Source organism: Xylophilus sp. GOD-11R (assembly GCF_033546935.1).
Lineage (GTDB): Bacteria > Pseudomonadota > Gammaproteobacteria > Burkholderiales > Burkholderiaceae_C > Xylophilus.
Genome location: NZ_CP137854.1, coordinates 4,540,551 through 4,558,301, shown reverse-complemented (window position 1 = coordinate 4,558,301; position 17,751 = coordinate 4,540,551). Strand labels below are relative to the sequence as shown.

The following is a 17,751-nucleotide window of genomic DNA, read 5'->3' as shown; positions in this document are numbered from 1 at the left end:
ACGAGGTCCGTACGGGGCCCTGGGCGCCGCGAAAGGCGGCCTCAGTTCTCTTTCTTCTCGTCCTTGCGTTCGACGAGCGTCTTACTGACCATGACCGGCTGGCCCTTGAAGCGGTTGATCGCCTGCTTCAGCTGGAAGTCCTGGTCGGTGCCGAATTCCGGCATCTTCGGCGGCGGCTTCTTGGACTCGGCTTCCGCTTCAAGGCGCTTGCGCGCTTCTTCGCGGGCCTTCTCGCGCCCTTCGTCCTTCACTTCGGCACCCTGACCGCTGGCCAGATGCTTCTCCAGATCGGCCTCACGCGTGCGCAGCGCGGCAAAGAGATTGCCGTCGGCCGTCTCGTCGAGCATCACGTCGGGCACGATGCCGGTCGCCTGGATCGACTTGCCGCTCGGCGTGTAGTAGCGCGCGGTGGTGATCTTCAGGCCCGTATCCGGACCGAGTGGGCGCACGGTCTGCACCGAGCCCTTGCCGAAGGTTTGATTGCCCATCAGCGTGGCGCGCTTGTGGTCCTGCAGCGCGCCGGCGACGATTTCGCTGGCCGAAGCCGAGCCTTCGTTCACCAGCACGATCAGCGGCACCGTCTTGAGTGCGGCCGGCAGGCTGCGCAAGGGGTCGGGACCGCTGCGGCGCTGGTAGAACTCCGGCGTCGCCTTGTAGACCGCCTTGCTCTCGGCGAGCTGGCCGTTGGTGGAAACGACGGTGGAGTTTTCCGGCAAAAAGGCTGCCGAAACCGCCACGGCCGCGTCGAGCAGACCGCCCGGGTCGTTGCGCAGATCCAGCACGATGCCCTTGATGTTCGGGTCCTGCTTGTACAGGTCGTCGATCTTCGTGACGAAGTCGTCGACCGTGCGTTCCTGGAATTGCGAGAGACGAATCCAGGCGTAGCCCGGCTCGATCATCTTGGCGCGCACCGACTGCGTGCGGATCTCTTCGCGGGTGATCGTGACCGGGAAGGTGCGCGATTCGTCCTTGCGGAACAGCGTGAGCGTGACCTTGGTGCCCGGCTCGCCGCGCATGCGCTTGACCGCGTCGTTGAGCGCCAGCCCCTTGACGGCGGTGTCGTCGATCTTCGTGATCAGGTCGTTGGTCTTGATGCCCGCCCGGAAGGCCGGCGACCCCTCGATCGGCGAAACCACCTTGATCAAGCCGTCTTCCTGGGTGATTTCGATGCCCACGCCGACGAATCGGCCGGTTGTGCCTTCCCGGAATTCCTTGAAGGACTTCTTGTCGAAATACTGCGAATGCGGATCGAGGCTGGCCACCATGCCCGAAATGGCATCGGAGATCAGCTTCTTGTCATCTACCGGCTCGACGTAATCGGTCTTGACCATGCCGTAGACGGCGGCGAGTTGCTGCAATTCTTCGAGCGGCAGTGGCGTCATGGCACCCCGCGCGACCGTCTGCAGCGATACGGTCGTCAGCGCGCCGGCGATGACGCCTACCGAAATCCAGCCCGCCGTCTTCAATTTCTGGCTCATAGAAACCCTGTGCAACCTATGCGAAAGCCCGAAGGCGCGAATCAATATACACCTAGGAATACTGCGCTACGTAAGGGTTCCGTACAGATGGAGCGCTGTGTAAGGAAAAGCGTGAATTTCAACGCTTGCCCTGCGCCGCGACGGCAGCTGCGGCCTTGGCGGCCGCCTCCTGGTCGCCCAGGTAGTAATGGCGCAGTGGCTTGAGATCGGCATCGAGTTCGTAGACCAGCGGAATGCCGTTCGGAATGTTCAGGCCCACGATGTCGGCCTCGGACACGTCGTCGAGGTATTTGACGAGCGCGCGGATCGAATTGCCGTGCGCCGCCACCACCAGCCGCTTGCCGCTCTTGATGGCCGGTGCCATGGATTCGTTCCAGAAGGGCAGCACGCGCGCGACGGTGTCCTTCAGGCATTCGGTCAGCGGCATCTCGCCGGCGGCCAGTTTGGCATAGCGGCGATCGCCGGCTTCGCTGCGCGGGTCGTCGGACGCCAGCGGCGGCGGCGGCGTGTCGTAGCTGCGGCGCCAGACCAGCACTTGCTCATCGCCGAACTGCTTGGCCATGTCCGACTTGTTCAGGCCCTGCAGTCCGCCGTAGTGGCGCTCGTTCAGGCGCCAGCTGTGCACCACCGGCAGCCAGGTGCGGTCGAGCTCGTCGAGCACGTGCCAGAGCGTCCGGGTGGCGCGTTTGAGCACGCTGGTGTGGGCGATGTCGAAGTCGTAGCCTTCGGCCTTCAGCAGCCGGCCGGCCTGCTTGGCCTGCTCGATCCCGGTGTCGGTGAGGTCCACGTCGGTCCACCCGGTGAAGCGGTTTTCGAGATTCCAGGTCGATTCGCCGTGGCGGATGAGAACGAGCTTGTACAAGGGGCGCCTTTCGATGCGGTCGAGGGTGACTCCGAGGAGCCGGGGCACTGGGGAAAACGCGACATTCTAGAATCGAGGACTCAGCCCATGAAGGAACCGTGTGAAATTCGTCATCGACAACTGGTCGCTCTTTCTCATCGCCATCGTATCCGGCGCCCTGTTGATCTGGCCCCTGATCCGGGGCGCCGTCGGCGGTGACCTCACGCCGGCCCGCGCGGTGCAACTGATCAACCAGCAGAAAGCCGTCGTGATCGACGTGCGTGAAACCGAGGAATTCGCCGCGGGCACCCGCCTGGCCGGTGCCCGCAACATTCCGCTGGGCGAACTGGAAGCCAAGCTTCCCGGCGCGGTGAAGAACAAGGCCTTGCCGGTGATCATCGTCTGCCCGACCGGAGGCCGTGCCTCGCGTGCGCTGTCGACCGTCAAGAAACTGGGTTACGAACAGGCTCAAGTGCTGGCCGGCGGGCTCAAGGCCTGGAAAGAAGCTAACCTGCCGCTCGAAAAAGCCTGAAGCGGCGGTCGCAACAGACCCTCGCCGAGGCGCTTGCAACCATCGAAGCGGAATAGCCCCATGCAAAACGTCACCATGTACACGACGGCCGTTTGCCCTTATTGCATTCGCGCCAAGCAGATCCTCAAGTCCAAGGGCGTGGAAGAAATCCACGAGATCCGGATCGATTCCGACCCGGCCGCCCGCGCCGCGATGATGGAGCGCACCGGTCGCCGCACCGTGCCGCAAATCTTCATCGGTGAAACCCACGTCGGTGGCTGCGACGACCTCATGGCCCTCGACGGCCGCGGGGGCCTGACGGCCCTGCTGCAGCCTGCCTGATACGAAGGCGCGCCTGCCATAATCGAATTCGAGCGCCTGCGTGGGAACCGGATGGTTTCCCGCAGGCTTTGTCTTGACCACGTGTCCCGCACGAAAACGCAATCAACGCATCCATGTCCGACCAAGCCACCCCCCAGTTCCAGATCCAGCGCGTCTACCTGAAGGACCTTTCGCTGGAACAGCCGAATTCCCCCGGCATCCTGCTGGAGCAGGAGCAGCCCAGCGTCGACATCCAGCTCGGCGTGGACGCGACGGTGGTGACCGAAGGCATCTACGAGGTGTCGGTCACCGCCACCGTCCAGACCAAGATCAAGGACAAGACCGTCTTCCTGGTCGAGGCCAAGCAGGCCGGCATCTTCGAGATCCGCAACCTGGCCGAAGAGCAGGTCGGCCAGCTGCTGGGCATCGCCTGCCCGCAGATCGTCTACCCGTACCTGCGCGGCAACGTGGCCGACGTGATCCAGCGCGGCGGTTTCCCGCCGGTGCACCTGGCCGAGATCAACTTCCAGGCCATGTACGAACAGCAGCAGGCGCAAGCCGCTGCCGCCGCCTCGGCCCCGACCGGCCTGCCGCAGTAAGCATGGCGGGCGCATCGCGAAGCGGCACCCCGGTGTCGCTGGCGTTGCCCGCTGGTCGCCGATGAAGATCGCGGTACTGGGCGCGGGAGCGTGGGGCACGGCGCTCGCGATCGCCGCCAGCCGCAACCGCCACCACGACGTGGCGCTTTGGTCCAGGTCCCCGGCGCAGGCTGCCGCCATGCAGGCGTCGCGACAGAACGCACGCTATCTCGCCGACATCCCGCTGCCCGAGTCGCTCGCGGTAGTTTCCGGAGACGTGGCGTCGGTCGCGTCCACTTGCGATCTCGTCGTGATCGCGACGCCGATGGCGGGCCTGCGGTCCATGTTGACGTCGGTCCGCCCGCTGCGTCGGCCTGTCGCATGGCTTTGCAAGGGGTTCGAAGCGCCGCAAGCCTTGCCCGTGCGCGGGCCGGCGGACGATGGTCTGCTGGCGCATGAGGTGTGTGCCGCCGTGGCGCCGGAGCTTCGGGCGGCGGTGCTCAGCGGCCCCAGCTTTGCACAGGAGGTCGCGCGCGAACAACCAACCGCCTTGGTGGCGGGAAGTGCCGACGCCGAATTGCGCGAAGCCCTGGTGTCGGCCTTCCACGGTCGGAGCCTGCGGGTCTACGCCAACGACGACATCGTCGGCATCGAGGTGGGCGGCGCGGTGAAGAACGTGCTGGCGATCGCCACCGGCCTGTGCGATGGCCTGGGCCTTGGGCTCAACGCCCGGGCGGCGCTGGTCACCCGGGGGCTGGTCGAGATGGCGCGGCTCGGTGTTGCACTCGGCGGGCGGGTCGAAACCTTCCATGGTCTCTCCGGCCTCGGCGATCTGGTGCTGACCGCCACCGGCAACCTGAGTCGCAACCGCAAGGTCGGCCTGCTGCTGGCGCAGGGCCTCGACGAGCAGCAGGCGGTCGCATCGCTCGGGCATGTGGCGGAGGGCGTCTATTGCGCCCGGTCGGTGGTTCGGCGTGCGCGCGCGTTGGGTGTCGAGATGCCGATTGCCGAGGCGGTCGTCGCCTTGCTCGACGGACGGCTAAGACCGGCCGAGGCCGTGGCGGCGCTGATGGAGCGCGGTCCGGTTTTCGAGTCCCGCTGAATCGGCGGCACGCTGAAGGGCGTGTCCAAACAGAAGCGCAATGAAAAAGGGCCCCGTCGGGGCCCTTTTGCATGGGGAGCGAGAGCAGCGCAGGGCTTACTTCTTGCCCTTGCCCTTGCCCTTGGCGTCAGCAGCAGGCGCTGCGACCGGGGCCACGATTTCTTCTTCCACCACCGGCGGAACGGCCGATGCGATCACCGGATTGGCCTTGCCGTGGCTCACGAACTTCACGCCCTTGGGGAACTTGATGTCGTTGACGTGCACGGTGCCGGCGTTGTCCAGGCCGGACAGGTCGACTTCGATGAATTCCGGCAGGTCGCCCGGGAAGCACGCCACTTCGATTTCGGTCATCGTGTGGTTGACCAGGTTGGCGTGGGTCTTGACGGCTTGCGACTCTTCCTGGCCTTTGAAGTGCAGTGGCACCTTCATGTGCAGGCGGGTCTTGGCGTCGACGCGCTGGAAGTCCACGTGCAGCACTTGCTGCTTGTAGGGGTGGTATTGCACGTCGCGCAGCAGCACCTTGGAGGTGGCTTCGCCGATTTCCATGTCGAGGATGGAGGCGTGGAACGCTTCCTTCTTCAGGGCGTGCCAGAGCGCGTTGTGGTCGAGTTCGACCAGCTTGGGCTCCTGGCCTTCACCACCGTAGACGATGCCGGGGGCCTTGCCCGAATTGCGGAGACGGCGGCTCGCACCCGTGCCCTGCTTGCTGCGTTCGAAGGCTACGAACTTCATATTGATTACTCCTGTGGAAGCCGACCGCGACCAGTACGGCTCCGTTGATGAAAAGGCGCCCCTCAGGGCGCCGCTTGCAAGACAGTTCCCCGAAAACGGGGCACTGCCGAACTCTGTGAATATCTTTAGAAAAGATCGCTCTGGTCGGAGAACAGGCTCATGACCGATTCGCCCTTGGCGATACGCTGGATCGTCTCACCGAAGAGCGGCGCAATCGACAACTGGCGGATCTTGCTGCAGTTCTTGCCAGCATCCGACAGTGGAATCGTGTTGGTCACCACGACTTCGTCCAGCGCCGACGCGGTGATGCGGTCGACCGCCGGACCGGAAAACACCGGGTGCGTGCAATACGCGTACACCTTCTTGGCGCCGCGTTCCTTCAGGACCTCTGCGGCTTTCACCAGCGTGCCGGCCGTGTCGATCATGTCGTCCATGATGACGCAGTTGCGGCCGTCGATCTCGCCGATGACGTTCATGACTTCGCTGACGTTGGCCTTGGGGCGGCGCTTGTCGATGATGGCCAGGTCGCAGTTGAGCTGCTTGGCCAGGGCGCGTGCGCGCACCACGCCGCCGACGTCGGGCGAGACGACCATCAGATCGTCGTAGTTCTTCTGGCGCAGGTCGCCGAGCAGGGTGGGCGAGGCGTAGATGTTGTCGACCGGAATGTCGAAGAAGCCCTGGATCTGGTCGGCGTGCAGGTCCATGGTGAGGACGCGATCGACGCCGACGGTCTGCAGCAGATTGGCGACCACCTTGGCGGAAATGGGCACCCGCGACGAGCGGGGGCGGCGATCCTGGCGGGCGTAGCCGAAATACGGGATGACAGCGCTGATGCGGTCGGCCGAGGAGCGCTTGAGCGCGTCGACCATGACCAGCAGTTCCATCAGGTTGTCGTTCGTCGGTGCGCAGGTCGACTGCACCACGAAGACATCGCGGGCGCGAACGTTCTGGTTGATTTCGACGGTGATCTCGCCGTCGGAAAAACGGCCGATCTTGGCGTTGCCGAGTTGGATGCCGAGGTGGTTGGCGAGCTCGCCAGCCATGCCGGGATTGGCGTTGCCGGTGAAGACGAGAAAGTCAGGGTGATGAGCCTGCATGAGCGGTACCGGCGACCTAGGAAAAACTGCCTGAATGCCCACCACGGTTCTTCGTGGCGGCGCATGTGGGTGTTTGGCAGGGGAAGAAGGATTCGAACCTTCGCATGCTGGAATCAAAATCCAGTGCCTTAACCAGCTTGGCGACTCCCCTACACGGGTCCGTGGAAAACCACGAACCGTTATCTGTCGCTGGACGCCCACCCCGCCAGAGGATGGAGATCCAGATTATCGCACTGCCTGCCGGTGCTGCCCAGAGGGGCCGAGCTCCAATCGACATCTTGCGATGCCGCTGCAAAAACCGCACTTCCAGAACCTGTCATCCGGGCTTTGAGACCTTGCGATGCAAACCAGTCGATGGCTTGCGAAACCGCGGGGCAAAGCGCTTGGGCAACAGGCTGCAAGTCGTTTCGGCCGAATCTGGTGAGATCCGCCGTTGTGTCTGCAGCGAAGCCCGCGATGTTAGCAGTATTCGAATCGCGTTTCAAATGCGGCGAAGAAAAAATTGAAGGCGTGTCGATTCCGGCCGACGGTTTGAGCACGGCGAAACGCTGTTTGCGCAACGCGAATTCTCCGACGAGCGGCGTGATCTGCTCGCCGATTCCCTCGACCCAGGCGTTGTGACCGCGCAGGAAAAACGGGACATCGGCGCCGAGCCGCAGGCCGATCGTCTCGAGCGTGGCCAGCGGCAGGTTCAGCGCCCACAGGCGATTGAGCGCGAGCAGGCAGGACGCCGCATCGGACGATCCGCCGCCCATGCCGGCCTGCGCGGGCACCTGCTTGGCCACGCCGATGTGCGCACCGAGGCTGCAACCCGCATGGGACTGCAGGGCGCGGGCGGCGCGCAGCACCAGGTCTTCCGGCGGGAGCTCGGTGGTCAGGTCTTCGCGGCTCAGCTGCCCGTCGTCACGGCGTTCGAAATGCAGCGTGTCGCACCAGTCGATCAGCATGAAGACCGATTGCAGCAGGTGATAGCCGTCGTCGCGCCGGCCGGTGATGTGCAGAAAAAGATTGAGCTTGGCCGGGGCCGGGACGTCGTAGAGCGCGCGCATGCTGACGTGACGAGATAAAGGGGAACGAAAGCGGGAAACCGATTCGAAAGCGGGTCAGCGCTCCAGCACGACGCGCAGGGTCGCGACCGGCAAGGGCTGGCGCCGCGTGGCGACGATGCGGCCTTCCGGCTGGGCCGACAGATCGGGCTCCCAGCCCGGTATGGCGCTCGGCTTGCCCGCCAGCCAGTCGAAAAGACCGGCCACCGGGATCGGCGTGCCGGTCGCCCGCGCGGCAAGTTCGTCCAGCGATGCGAACCGTCGGACTTCTGCATTGCCGCCTTGCTGCAAGGTCGCGCTGCCGGGCTCCCAGCGCAGCACGGCAGCGGTGCTGCCGATGGGGGTGGTGAGCGTGAGCGATCCGCGATCGGCGGCGCCGAGCAGCTCGAACGACGCATAGAACGATTGCGAAGGCGCGTCCTCGACCTGCAGGGCGAGCCGGCCGCTCCAGCGCTGGTCGGCCGCGACCTTGGCGCTGTCGGCTGTGCGCGGCGGGGCCGCGCAACCGGCGACCGCGAGCGCGGCCCAAACGGCAAGGGCGCCCGCGCGCCGGCGGCCGCAATTCACAGCCGGACCTGCAGCCGCTTGATGACCTGCTGCAGCGTGTCGTTGCCGCTGTTGAGCGACAGGCCTTCCTTCAACACTTCGGTGGCGCGATCGCGCTTGCCTGCTTTCCAGAGGACCTCGCCCAGATGCGCGGCGATCTCGGGATCGGGCCGTGTCTTGTAGGCGGCTTCCAGAATGCGCAGGGCCTCGTCGATATGGCCCATGCGGTATTCGACCCAGCCCAGGCTGTCGCGAATGAAGGGGTCGTCGGGCGTGAAGCTCAGCGCCTTCATGATGAGCTCGCGGGCTTCGGGCAGGCGCACGCCGCGATCGGCCAGTGAATAGCCCAGCGCGTTGTACGCATGGTGGAAATCGGGCTTCTTGGCGATGACTTCGCGCAGCAGCTTTTCCATCTCCTCGGGTCGGCCGAGCTTTTCGGCGTTCATGGCGAGGTCGTAGGTCAGCTCGACGTCATCGGGGTTCTGGCGGTGCGCCTGCGCGAGCAGTTGGTAGGCGTCTTCGGGACGGTTGTTGTCGCGCAGCAGCTGGACCTCGGCCTGCAGCTTCAGCTTGGCGTCGGCCGGCGTGCGTTCGGGCAGGGCGCGCAGCAGGGCGCGTGCTTCGTCGAGCTTGCCCTGGCTGGCCAGCAGCGAGGCGCGGCGCAGCTGGACCGACGCGACGGCCTGCGGGCTCGAGATGCGGTCGAGCCAGGCGTTGGCCGCTGCGGCATCACCGCGTTTTTCTGCCGCCTGCGCCATGATCAGGTAGGCCTGGTCGCGGCTGCGGGCCAGCGCGGCCGCCGCAGGGGAGGCTGCGGGCGAGCTGGACGCGCCGACCGAGGCAGGAAGCAGTTCGAGAAAGGTGCCGACCGACTTCTCGGCATCGGCCAGTTGCCCGTCCTGCGCTTCCTGTGAGCCGCGCACCAGCCAGCCTTCGGCGTACTGCGGGCTTTCGGTGGTGACGGTCTGGATCTCGCGCTTGGCATCGGTGGAGCGTTGCGCGTCGACCAGGGTGCGCGCGTAGGCCAGGCGAATCTCGGGCGCCGGCGGCTTGCCGGCGACGAGATAGCGCTTGACCACGTCTTCGGCCTCGGGCGTCTTGCCGGCCATGAGTTCCAGCGCCAGGATGGCCGCGCCATCGGATTGCGCATCGAGCGCCTGCGCGCGCCGGGCCGCTTCGAGCGTGCCGGAAATGTCGCCGGCCGCCAGGCGCATGCGGCCCACGGTGGTCCAGGCGGCGGTGCCTTCGGCCGGCGAGTTGGGCTTTTCGAGATCCTGCGCGAGCGCGCGCTCGACGACGGCCTGCGCCGCCTTCTTGTCGGTCACCCGGGCGTAGAGCTGCGGCACGGCGTTGAGTGCGCGAATGCGCTCCGCAGGCTCGGTCAACGCCATTTCCCGGGCGAGCGGCAGTGACGATTCCTCGACCCGGTTCAGTGCGACGAGGATCTGCAGCACCATGCTGTTGGCTTCGCGCGAGGCGGGCTTGGCGTCTTTCCAGGCGCGTGCGGCGATGAGCGCCGAGTCGCCGGCGCGGGCCTGCAGGGCGACCTCGGCCGCGCGGCGGAACAATCGGTCGTCGCCACTGCGCCGGGCAGCGTCGAGCAGCAGTTGGTAGGCGCTGGCGGCGTCGCCGCCCTCGGCGCTGATCTCACCGACCAGCACTTCATACATCAGCTGGGCATCGCGTTGCTCGTCGGCGCTCGGGTCGTCGGGCACCTTCTCCACTTTTTCGGCAGTGGCCGCGCTGGGCTGCGGCGGCTGGCCGGCCGGCTCCGGCGTGGTGGACTGCGCCATCGGCCAGGACGGCGCGGCGGCGGGCAGGGTGCGGGGCTGGGCCTGACTTGCCGCAGCGAGGCATGCGAGGATGGCTGCGGCGGCGATGCGATGAAGGTGCATCGACCCATAATAATTCAAGGCCCATAACCCGCGCCGTCAGTGCCGGCCTCGCTTTCATCCTGTTGCGGCGCGACGCGCGACGGCTGTATTTCACCCCATGCCAGAACTCCCGGAAGTCGAGGTCACCCGCCTCAGTTTTGCCGACCGTATCGCCGGCGCGCGTGTGCTGTCCGCCCGCATCGGCAAACCCTTGCGCTGGGCGCTCGGCTGCGATCCGCAGGAACTGACCGGCCGGCAGGTGCTGCGCGTGGGGCGGCGCGGCAAGTACCTGCTGGTCGAGCTCGACGACGGGCTGCTGCTGGTGCACCTCGGCATGTCGGGCAGCCTGGCTTTCGCCGACACGCTGCCGCCAGCCGGGCCGCACGACCATTTCGAGCTCGTCACCGATCGCGGCGTGCTGCGGCTGCACGATCCGCGTCGATTCGGCGCAGTGGTGTTCGCGCCCGACCAGGCATCGGCCGAGGCGCAGAAGCTGCTCGGCCACCTGGGCGTGGAGCCGCTGTCCGAGGATTTCGATCCGATGCGTTTCTACGCCGGGCTGCACGTGCGCAACGCGGCGATCAAGCAGGTGCTGCTGGCCGGCGACGTGGTGGTGGGTGTGGGCAACATCTATTGTTCAGAAGCCCTGTTCGGCGCCGGCATCCGCCCGACGATGAAGGCCGCGAAAATCTCCCGGCCCCGGGCCGAGCGGCTGTGGCGTGCCATCCGCGAGGTGCTGGCGCGGGCGGTCGAGGCGGGTGGCAGCACCTTGCGTGACTTCCAGAGCGCCGAAGGCAAGGGCGGCTATTTTCAATTGCAGGCCATGGTCTATGGTCGCGAAGGCCTGCCTTGCCACGTCTGCGCCACGCCGATCCGCGCGATCCGGCAGGGCCAGCGCTCCACCTTCTTCTGCCCGCATTGCCAGAAATCCTGAGCGCGATAGACCGCGAAAGTGCGGTGCTATATTCAAAAATTCGACCCGGCGCGCCATCGTGATCCACTCCTTTCCAGACCAGTTCGACCGTCACGGCGCCTGGCGCACCGGCTGCGCACAACGCATCGCGCAACTGTCGGCGTGGCTCACCGAACACCGCCTGGCCGACGCCCCCATGCTGGCCCGCCTCGCGCAAATCGCCGATGGCCTGCAGCGCGACAAGGTCATGGTCGCCTTCGTCGCCGAGTTCTCGCGCGGCAAGTCCGAGCTCATCAACGCCATCTTCTTTGCCCACTACGGTCGCCGCATCGTGCCGGCGAGCGCCGGCCGCACGACCATGTGCCCGACCGAGTTCGGCTTCGAGTCCGGCCTGGAGCCGGGCATCCGCCTGCTGCCAATCGAGACCCGCACGGATTCGCGGCCGCTCTCGGCCTGGCGCGCCGAGCCGCCCGCCTGGACCTCGATGCGCTTCGACACCTCGGATCCGGCCGGCATGGCGCAGGCCATGGAGACGGTCGCCCAGGTGCGCCGGGTGTCGGTGGAATCGGCGCGCGATCTGGGTTTCTGGGACGACGACGAGCCCGACGACAACCCGCCGCGCGCGGCCGACGGCCTGGTCGAGATTCCGATGTGGCGCCATGCGCTGGTCAACATCGACCACCCGCTGCTGCGCCAGGGCCTGGTGGTGCTCGACACGCCGGGCTTGAACGCCGTGGGCGCCGAGCCCGACCTGACGGTGCAGCTGCTCGCCGAGGCGCACGCCAGCGTTTTTTTGCTGGCGGCCGACACCGGCGTGACCCGTTCCGACCTGCAGCTCTGGCGCCAATACCTGGCGCCGCGCGACGGCGACGGCGCGCGCGCGGACAACCGCGTGGTGGTGCTCAACAAGATCGACGTGCTGTGGGACGGCATCAGCAGCGGCGCGCAGATTCGGGCGCAGACCGACCGGCAACGCGCCACGTCCGCATCGCTGCTCGGCGTGGTGCCGGCGCGGGTGATTCCGGTGTCGGCCCAGCGCGGGCTGGTCGCTCGCATCCAGCACGACGCCGGCCTGCTGCAGGCCAGCGGCCTGCCGTTGCTCGAGGCGGTGCTGGCGCAGGAACTGGTGGCTTCGCGGCACGCCATCCTGCGCGACGCGATCGAGGTCGCCGTCGCCCGGGTCCGCGTCGACACGGTGCGGCTGCTGACCACGCGCCGGCGCGAGATCGACGAGCAGGCCCAGGAGCTGCGTGGACTGCGCGGCAAGAACGACCAGGTGATCGCGGGCATGCGCTTTCGTGTCGACCAGGAGCGCCAGGAGTTCGACGCCAGCGAAGGGCGCATCCAGGCGCTGCACGCGGTGCGCAACCGGCTCGAGTCGAGCGCCCGCGCGTTTCTGCAGGACGACATGGCCGGTGATTTCGCCGAACTGCAGCGCGTGCTCGGCCAGTCCGGGCTCAAGCTCGGCGCACGGCGTCTCTACCAGGAAGCGTTCGCCCGATCGGCCGCGCGGATGCAGCAGGCCGACAAGACGGTCGGCGAAATACACGCGATGCTGACCGCCGCGTTCCGCCAGCTCAACGCCGACTTCGGCTTCGCGCTGCAGGTGCCGGCGCAGCCCGCCGTCGGCATGTGGGCGCATGAAATCGAGCGGATCGAGCGTGCGCACGCGGCCTATGTCGGCGTGGGCCAGGCACTGCGGCTGGCGCAGCCGGCCGCCGGGGAGCGGCTGTCGCGTGCCCTGCAGGCGCGGGTGCAGTCGGTGCTGGTCGAGGCGGCAGAAGAAATCACCAGCTGGTGCCGCTCGGCGATGGCGCCGGTCGACACGCAATTGCGCGAGCGCCGCAGCGGCTTCGTGCGCCGCATCGAGGCCATCGACCGAATCCGTGACGCGGCATCCGGGCTGGGCGAACGCCTGGGCGAGCTCGAAAAACAGGCGGCCGACCTCACGGCGCTCGAGGCGCAGCTGCGGGAATGGGCGTCGGTCGTGGCCAGCGGGGCCGAGAGCGTCAACGACGCGGATGGCGCGCCGATCGCTGCAGCCGGCAGCCGCCCGGAACCCGACGCACTGCCGGCTGCCGCCTGATTTGATGGCACCCACCATCGCCCAGCGAGCCGCGGCGCCGGCTGCCACCGGCATCGATTTCGCCGGCCGCATCACCGCCTGGCAGTCCTCCCACGGCCGCAGCGGCCTGCCCTGGCAGGGCACGCGCGACCCCTACCGGGTGTGGCTGTCGGAAATCATGTTGCAGCAGACCCAGGTCGCGACCGTGCTGGACTACTTTCCGCGCTTCCTGGCGCGACTGCCCGACGTGCGCTCGCTGGCCGAGGCGCCGGCCGACGTGGTGCTCGGCCTGTGGAGCGGCCTGGGTTACTACAGCCGGGCGCGCAATCTGCATCGATGCGCGCAGAGGGTCATGTCGGACTTCGGCGGCGAATTTCCCCGCAGCGCCGAGCAACTGGCCACGCTGCCCGGCATCGGGCGATCGACGGCATCGGCGATCGCCTCCTTCTGCTGGGGCGAGCGCGCCGCCATCCTCGACGCCAACGTCAAGCGGGTGCTGACCCGCGTCATGGCCTACGGTGCCGACCTGGCCCGGCCGGCCGCCGAGCGGGCCCTGTGGGAGATCGCGACCGATCTGCTGCCCCGGGGCGATGCGCCGACCCTGCAATCGCAGATGCCGCGCTATACCCAGGGAATGATGGACCTCGGCGCCACCGTCTGCGTGCAACGCAATCCGCTGTGTCTGTTGTGCCCGGTGGGCGATGTCTGCGCCGGACGCGCCGAGGGCCGGCCGGAGGCGTATCCGGTCAAGACGAAGACGCTCAAGCGCAGTGCCGAATCGTGGTGGCTGCTGGTGCTGCGCGATGCGCAGGGCCGGGTGCTGCTGGAGCGCCGGCCGGACCGGGGCATCTGGGCGGGGCTTCATTGCACGCCGATCTTCCAGGACCGGGCGCAGCTCGATGCCTTCGTCGCGCGATATGCCACGGCCGACGCGGCGCAGGATCTGCCGGTGTTCCTGCATGTGCTCACCCACAAGGATCTGCACTTGCACCCGGTGGACGTGACGGTCGTTACGCCGCCTGCTCAGGACGAGCCCGAAGGCACACGCTGGGCATCGCGCGAGGAATGGGCCGAACTCGGCTTGCCTACCCCGGTGCGGCGCCTGCTTGCCGAGACCTGAGCGGAATCAGTCGATCTCGCGGTGCCGCTTGAGCGCGGTCCAGTCGCCGCCGAAATGCTCGGCCAGCCGCTCCACCAGGTAGACCGAGCGGTGCTGGCCGCCGGTGCATCCGATGCCCACGGTGACATAGCTGCGGTGGTCGCGCGCCATCGCGTCGAGCCAGCCGCCGACGAAGCCGGCGATGTCGCCGAACATGCGGTCGACCTCCGGCTGGGCGCTCAGGAAGGCGGCCACCGGCTCGTCGCGACCGGTGAGCGGGCGCAGTTCGGCGACGTAGTGCGGGTTGGGCAGCATGCGCACGTCGAAGATGTAGTCGGCGTCCACCGGAATGCCGCGCTTGAACGCGAAGGACTGGAAGACCAGCAGGAGCTGGTCCGGCAGCGCGGTGATGACGGTCTTGATGTAGCGCTGCAGCTGCGCGCGCAGCATCAGGCTCGAATCGACCACGTGCGCCTGTTCGCGCAGGTCGGCCAGCAGTTCGCGTTCGAGTTCGATCGCCTGGACCAGCGCCAGTTGCTGGTCGGCGATGTCGCGCCGCGACAGCGGATGCCGGCGCCGTGTTTCGGAATAGCGGCGCACCAGCGTATCGAGGCTCGCGTCCAGAAAGAGCAGCCGCACCGCCACGCCCTGGGCGCGCAGCACCGCCAGATGTTGCGGCACCAGCGGCAACGCGCCGGCGCTGCGGGCGTCCATGGCGACCGCCACCCGCCGCGCGCCCTGGCGCTGTTCCAGCGCCACGAAAGGCAGCAGCAGTTCGGGCGGCAGGTTGTCGACGCAGTAATAGCCAGCGTCTTCCAGCGCATTGAGCGCGACCGATTTGCCCGAGCCCGACAGGCCGGTGATGAGGATGAGTTCGAGTGCGCCTTCCGGCGCGCCAGGGTGCTGCATCGCGCTCATGTCGCCGCCGTTCCGGCGTGCTGCAGCAGGTCGCGCGCATGGGCGCGGCTGGTGCCCGAAGGGCGGTCGCCGCCCAGCATGCGCGCCAGTTCGGCCACGCGCGCCTCGCCCGCAGCGGGCAGCACGCCGCTGCCGGTGCCGCCGGCAGTCTGCTGCTTGGCGACGACGAGGTGGTGATCCGCGCAGGCGGCCACCTGCGGCAGGTGGGTGACGGCCAGCACCTGGCGGTCGCGGCCGAGCTGCTGCATCAGCCGCCCGACCGTGTCGGCCACCGTGCCGCCCACGCCGGAATCGACCTCGTCGAAGATCAGCGTCTGTGCCGTGCCGAGCTGGCTGGTGGTGACCGCGATGGCCAGCGCGATGCGCGAAAGCTCGCCGCCGGAAGCCACCTTGCCGACCGGGCGCGGCGTACTGCCCGCATGGCCGGCCACCAGGAAGGCGACTTCCTCCATGCCGCCGGCCGTGGGTGCGTCCAGGGTTTGCAGCGCCACCTCGAAGCGCCCGCCCTGCATGCCCAGGCCCTGCATGGCGTCGGTCACCGCGCGCGACAGCCGGGGTGCGGCCTTGGACCGCGCCTGCGACACCTTGCGTGCCTCGGCCTTGAAGCCATCGGCCGCCTTGGCCTCCGCGGCCTCCAGCGCGTCGAGGTCGGACGCCGCATCGAGCCGTGCGAGGTCGTCGCGCCAGCCGGCCAGCAGCGCAGCCAGTTCCTCGGGCTTGCGCCGGTAGCGCCGCGCCAGCGACACCCAGGACGAAAGCCGGTCGTCGAGGCCGGCGAGCGCCTGCGGATCGGGATCGGTGCGCCGCAGCCAGGCGTGCAGCGAATGCGCCGCGTCCTCAATCTGCGCCAGGCTGGTCGCGAGCGTTTCGGCCAGGCTGCGGAATTCCGGATCGACGTCGTTCTTTTCTTCCAGCAGCGACTGCGCCCGCGCCAGGCCCGAGGTGGCGCCGCCGTCATCGCCTTCCAGTGCTTCCAGCGCGTTCTGCGCCGCGTCAATCAGCGCCTGCGCGTTCGACAGCCGGCTGTGCTGCGCATTGAGTTCGGGCCATTCGTCGGCGCCGGGCGCGAGCTTGTCGACCTCGCCGATCTGCCAGGCCAGCCGTTCGCGTTCACGCAGCAGCGACTCCTGGGCGGCACGCGCTTCGTCGAGTGTGCGGCGGGCGGTGCGCCAGGCGGTCCAGCGCGTGCCCATGGTTGCCAACTCGATGGCGGCGTAGGCGTCGAGCAGGCCGCGCACCGCGTCGGGCCGGGTCAGGCTTTGCCAGGCATGCTGGCCGTGGATGTCGACCAGGCGCTCGCCGAGTTCGCGCAGCTGGCCGGCGGTCGCCGGGCTGCCGTTGACCCAGGCGCGGCTCTTGCCCTGGGCGTCGATGGTGCGGCGCAGCAGCAGGGATTCGTGGGCCTCGAAGCCGGCCTCGTCGAGCCAGGGCGCGAGCGCGGCGACGAGGTCGAACTCCACGCTGATCTCGGCCCGTGTCGCGCCCTCGCGCACCACGCCGGCGTCGGCGCGGCTGCCGAGCGCCAGTTGCAAGGCGTCGATCAGGATGGATTTGCCGGCGCCGGTCTCGCCGGTCAGCACGGTGAAGCCGGCCGACAGGTCGAGCTCCAGGGCGCGCACGATGACGAAGTCGCGCAGGGCGATGCGTTTCAGGGCCACGGCGTCAGACTCCCTCGTTCCAGTGCAGCTTCTTGCGCAGGGTGTCGAAGTAATTCCAGCCGAGCGGGTGCAGGAACCGCGCCTGGTGTTCGGAGCGCCGCACCACCACCCGGTCGCCGTGCAGCAGCGAGGCGAGCGACTGCATGTCGAAGTTCGCGCTGGCGCCCCGGCCGGCGACGAGCTCGACCTCGATCTCGGACACGTCGGCCAGCACGATCGGCCGGTTCGACAGCATGTGCGGCGCGATCGGCACCAGCACCCAGCCGGGCAGGGAGGGGTGCAGCATCGGGCCGCCGGCCGACAGCGAATAGGCGGTAGAACCGGTGGGCGAGGCGATGATCAATCCGTCGGCGCGCTGGCTGGCGACGAAATGCCCGTCCACCTTCACCCGCAGTTCCACCATGCCCGACGTGGCGCCCCGGTTCACCACCACGTCGTTCATGGCCGGCGCCTCGAACACCACCTTGCCCTCGCGGATCACCTGCGCCTGCATCAGGCTGCGGCGGTCCTCGGTGTAGAGGCCGGCGAGCATCGGCGCCAGGGTGTTGGCGAAGTTGTCCAGCGCGATGTCGGTGATGAAGCCGAGCCGGCCCTGGTTGATGCCGATCAGTGGCGTGCCGTATTTCGCCAGTTCGCGGCCGATGCCCAGCATGGTGCCGTCGCCGCCGACCACCAGCGCCAGGTCGCAGTGCCGGCCGATGCCTGCGGCGTCGAGTGCGGGATAGTCGAGGCCGCTGCCAGCGGCGGTGGCCGACTCCATCGACACCTGGCAACCCTGGCTCTTGAGGAAGGCACCGATGTCGGCCATCGTGGTGCGCACCGTGTCGGCGAGGGCGTCGCCAACGGGAAAGAAGTATTTCCCGATCAGCGCCACATGGCGAAAACGCGTATTCATCGGGAAATTACACCACGCTTGCACCGACGGCCCGATGTCGAAATCACCGGGGTCGAAAGGACTTCGGCGCGCTTGTT

17 protein-coding genes and 1 tRNA gene are annotated in these 17,751 nt (G+C 67.8%); 7 read left to right on the top strand and 11 right to left on the bottom strand.

Annotation, left to right across the window (positions count from 1 at the left end):
- Positions 1-41: 41 nt before the first annotated feature.
- A complete protein-coding gene (locus R9X41_RS20920; RefSeq protein ID WP_318635294.1) occupies positions 42-1,478 on the bottom strand; it encodes a S41 family peptidase in 1,437 nt (478 codons plus the stop codon).
- 118 nt (positions 1,479-1,596) lie between these two features.
- Positions 1,597-2,340, bottom strand: coding sequence for a 2,3-diphosphoglycerate-dependent phosphoglycerate mutase (gpmA, locus tag R9X41_RS20915; RefSeq protein WP_318632364.1), 744 nt, complete (start codon positions 2,338-2,340; stop codon positions 1,597-1,599).
- A 100-nt stretch (positions 2,341-2,440) separates the two neighbouring features.
- Here gpmA and R9X41_RS20910 point away from each other — a divergent pair, with 100 nt between their 5' ends.
- From R9X41_RS20910 to R9X41_RS20895, 4 genes are all read left to right on the top strand, one after another.
- Entirely contained in the window at positions 2,441-2,851 is a 411-nt protein-coding gene (locus tag R9X41_RS20910) for a rhodanese-like domain-containing protein (protein WP_318632363.1), read from the top strand.
- A 60-nt stretch (positions 2,852-2,911) separates the two neighbouring features.
- Complete coding sequence (gene grxC / locus R9X41_RS20905; RefSeq protein WP_318632362.1) at positions 2,912-3,172, top strand: glutaredoxin 3; 261 nt, start codon at positions 2,912-2,914, stop codon at positions 3,170-3,172.
- 113 nt (positions 3,173-3,285) lie between these two features.
- Positions 3,286-3,750 carry a protein-export chaperone SecB gene (gene secB / locus R9X41_RS20900; protein ID WP_318632361.1) on the top strand — a complete coding sequence of 155 codons (465 nt, stop codon included), beginning with the start codon at positions 3,286-3,288 and terminating at the stop codon, positions 3,748-3,750.
- A gap of 61 nt (positions 3,751-3,811) precedes the next feature.
- Positions 3,812-4,831, top strand: coding sequence for an NAD(P)H-dependent glycerol-3-phosphate dehydrogenase (locus tag R9X41_RS20895; RefSeq protein ID WP_318632360.1), 1,020 nt, complete (start codon positions 3,812-3,814; stop codon positions 4,829-4,831).
- 96 nt (positions 4,832-4,927) lie between these two features.
- On the opposite strand, the gene R9X41_RS20890 is transcribed toward R9X41_RS20895, so the two are convergent.
- The 6 genes from R9X41_RS20890 to R9X41_RS20865 form a co-directional block, all read right to left on the bottom strand.
- Positions 4,928-5,563: a 50S ribosomal protein L25/general stress protein Ctc gene (locus R9X41_RS20890; protein WP_318632359.1), complete on the bottom strand. Its 636-nt coding sequence runs from the start codon at positions 5,561-5,563 to the stop codon at positions 4,928-4,930.
- Between the two features lie 125 nt (positions 5,564-5,688).
- Positions 5,689-6,660: a ribose-phosphate pyrophosphokinase gene (locus tag R9X41_RS20885; protein WP_318632358.1), complete on the bottom strand. Its 972-nt coding sequence runs from the start codon at positions 6,658-6,660 to the stop codon at positions 5,689-5,691.
- 74 nt (positions 6,661-6,734) lie between these two features.
- A tRNA-Gln gene (locus R9X41_RS20880) sits at positions 6,735-6,811 on the bottom strand.
- 28 nt (positions 6,812-6,839) lie between these two features.
- Complete coding sequence (gene ispE / locus R9X41_RS20875; protein ID WP_318632357.1) at positions 6,840-7,709, bottom strand: 4-(cytidine 5'-diphospho)-2-C-methyl-D-erythritol kinase; 870 nt, start codon at positions 7,707-7,709, stop codon at positions 6,840-6,842.
- Between the two features lie 54 nt (positions 7,710-7,763).
- Complete coding sequence (locus tag R9X41_RS20870; protein ID WP_318632356.1) at positions 7,764-8,273, bottom strand: lipoprotein insertase outer membrane protein LolB; 510 nt, start codon at positions 8,271-8,273, stop codon at positions 7,764-7,766.
- On the bottom strand, positions 8,270-10,147 hold the full coding sequence (locus tag R9X41_RS20865; protein WP_318632355.1) for a tetratricopeptide repeat protein: 1,878 nt from the start codon (positions 10,145-10,147) through the stop codon (positions 8,270-8,272). Before R9X41_RS20865 ends, R9X41_RS20870 begins: the two co-directional genes overlap by 4 nt.
- A 97-nt stretch (positions 10,148-10,244) precedes the next feature.
- Here R9X41_RS20865 and mutM point away from each other — a divergent pair, with 97 nt between their 5' ends.
- From mutM to mutY, 3 genes are read left to right on the top strand one after another with little or no spacing between them, the layout of a single operon-like run.
- On the top strand, positions 10,245-11,060 hold the full coding sequence (gene mutM / locus R9X41_RS20860) for a bifunctional DNA-formamidopyrimidine glycosylase/DNA-(apurinic or apyrimidinic site) lyase (RefSeq protein ID WP_318632354.1): 816 nt from the start codon (positions 10,245-10,247) through the stop codon (positions 11,058-11,060).
- Between the two features lie 58 nt (positions 11,061-11,118).
- Positions 11,119-13,125 carry a dynamin family protein gene (locus R9X41_RS20855; RefSeq protein ID WP_318632353.1) on the top strand — a complete coding sequence of 669 codons (2,007 nt, stop codon included), beginning with the start codon at positions 11,119-11,121 and terminating at the stop codon, positions 13,123-13,125.
- 4 nt (positions 13,126-13,129) lie between these two features.
- Complete coding sequence (gene mutY, locus R9X41_RS20850) at positions 13,130-14,224, top strand: A/G-specific adenine glycosylase (RefSeq protein ID WP_318632352.1); 1,095 nt, start codon at positions 13,130-13,132, stop codon at positions 14,222-14,224.
- Positions 14,225-14,230: 6 nt separating this feature from the next.
- Here the strand turns inward: mutY and rapZ are convergent, their stop codons facing one another.
- Genes rapZ through R9X41_RS20835 form a run of 3 tightly spaced genes read right to left on the bottom strand, consistent with a single transcriptional unit; the run spans position 14,231 to position 17,674 of the window.
- Positions 14,231-15,112, bottom strand: coding sequence for an RNase adapter RapZ (gene rapZ, locus R9X41_RS20845; protein WP_318635293.1), 882 nt, complete (start codon positions 15,110-15,112; stop codon positions 14,231-14,233).
- Between the two features lie 5 nt (positions 15,113-15,117).
- Positions 15,118-16,779: a DNA repair protein RecN gene (gene recN, locus R9X41_RS20840; protein ID WP_318632351.1), complete on the bottom strand. Its 1,662-nt coding sequence runs from the start codon at positions 16,777-16,779 to the stop codon at positions 15,118-15,120.
- Positions 16,780-16,783: 4 nt separating this feature from the next.
- Positions 16,784-17,674: an NAD kinase gene (locus R9X41_RS20835; protein WP_318632350.1), complete on the bottom strand. Its 891-nt coding sequence runs from the start codon at positions 17,672-17,674 to the stop codon at positions 16,784-16,786.
- Positions 17,675-17,751 lie beyond the last annotated feature (77 nt).